Raw genomic sequence first — 1,471 nt, 5'->3', positions numbered from 1 at the left:
TTTTTTATTGTCAATCAATTGACAATAAAAAATCACAAAATGCCATAAAACAATTTATTACACACACAAGCTATTATTCTTCATTCACTTTGCCTTTAATGAAAATCTCATTAATAAAGTAATGAGCGAACAATTATCTCATGTATTTATTACCTTTAAGGATGGGTTATGAGACATAAAAATATAACGCTTGTTTTAAGTATTATCCTTCTCTCTACGACTACGGCTCGATTGTCAGTGGCCGCACCTTTACATAACGAACCCGCTATTGAGCAATCCACACATCCCTTTTTACTTATCGGTGACGCTAATGGCGGTGACGGGGGTAATGGGGGGTCAGGTGCAAACTCTCCGGGTGGTGACGGTGGCGATGGCGGAAATAATAGCGGCAGCGGTAATGGGAACGGCAGTGGGAACGATAATGGCACTGGCAATGGCTCAGATGACAGTGATGGTGGTGATGGTGGTGCGTAATTAACAAGCAGAATTCTACCAAGAATGGTCGCCTCAGAAAGGCGACCGTTAATGAAAGGATGGTACTTCAATGTTAAAAATACGTAATATTTTGTTTTTTATCCCATTTTATTCAGGTCTACTCCTCTCTTTGCCTGCATCAAGCCAGACGATACCGCAGGACTCTTTTCACCCGGCTGTCTGTGAGAGCCTGAACGGACACGACGGGTACGGAAATTCTCCTGACGGTGAAAATGGCAAGGATGGCATACCTGGTACTAACTGCCTGAACGGTGGCAACGGCGGGAACGGCGCTGCGACGGGCGGGAACGGCGGCAATGGTGGCAATGGCGCCGGCGCTGCTACCGGTTCACACCATAAACACCATAAAAATAGAGATGATAGTGCTAATGGTGGTAACGGTGGCGATGGTGGGTCAACAGATAATGCCCCTGGAGGCGCAGGAGGTAACGGAGGCAACAATGACCAGCCCCAAAATTTATAAACAGTTCTTTGCTTTGCTGAAATGCTCTCCTTTGGCACTCGCCACAATCACACACTTCGGTTATGCCTCTTCGACCGACCCGATACATTTCCCTAATTCTTATTTATTAATTTCCAATGGTGGAAACGGCGGGGATGGTGGTCCCGGTGAAGCCGGGGGAGAAGGAGGTAACGGCGGGGATGCGGGTACAGGTTCAAACTCGAACGGCGGGGATGGAGGAAATGGCGGCACAAACGGAGCTGATGGTGGCGATGGTGGGAACGGAGGAAGCGGCGATAATTCATCCGGTGGTGATGGTGGTGATGGTGGCATATAGCTCATGACAAAGAGGATGATATGAAAAATATAATCAAGAAAAGTGTATACCTCATTATTATGACTTCTGCCTTACTGAGGCCTTTTATTGTAGTTTCAACTGTAACGTCCTCCCTAGCAGCCGGAATGTTCAGCACTGCTGTGTGGGCAGATGGTGACGGTGGTGACGGTGGCGATGGCAGTGGTGACGGAAATGGC

The 1,471-nt window shown here is 47.6% G+C and carries 3 protein-coding genes; all 3 read left to right on the top strand.

Annotation, left to right across the window (positions count from 1 at the left end; genetic code table 11):
- Window positions 1-268: 268 nt before the first annotated feature.
- The 3 genes from Dpoa2040_RS11490 (at window position 269) to Dpoa2040_RS11480 (ending at window position 1,281) form a co-directional block, all read left to right on the top strand.
- Complete coding sequence (locus tag Dpoa2040_RS11490; protein ID WP_128569719.1) at window positions 269-478, top strand: hypothetical protein; 210 nt, start codon at window positions 269-271, stop codon at window positions 476-478.
- A gap of 66 nt (window positions 479-544) precedes the next feature.
- Window positions 545-958, top strand: coding sequence for a hypothetical protein (locus Dpoa2040_RS11485; protein WP_042870636.1), 414 nt, complete (start codon window positions 545-547; stop codon window positions 956-958).
- 134 nt (window positions 959-1,092) lie between these two features.
- Window positions 1,093-1,281 carry a hypothetical protein gene (locus Dpoa2040_RS11480; protein WP_168641326.1) on the top strand — a complete coding sequence of 63 codons (189 nt, stop codon included), beginning with the start codon at window positions 1,093-1,095 and terminating at the stop codon, window positions 1,279-1,281.
- The last annotated feature ends 190 nt before the right edge of the window (window positions 1,282-1,471 follow it).

Origin of the sequence: Dickeya sp. CFBP 2040 (genome assembly GCF_012273755.1) — a bacterium.
GTDB lineage: Bacteria > Pseudomonadota > Gammaproteobacteria > Enterobacterales > Enterobacteriaceae > Dickeya > Dickeya poaceiphila.
The sequence above is the reverse complement of the archived record's forward strand: the minus strand, read 5'-3'. Positions and strand labels throughout refer to the sequence as shown.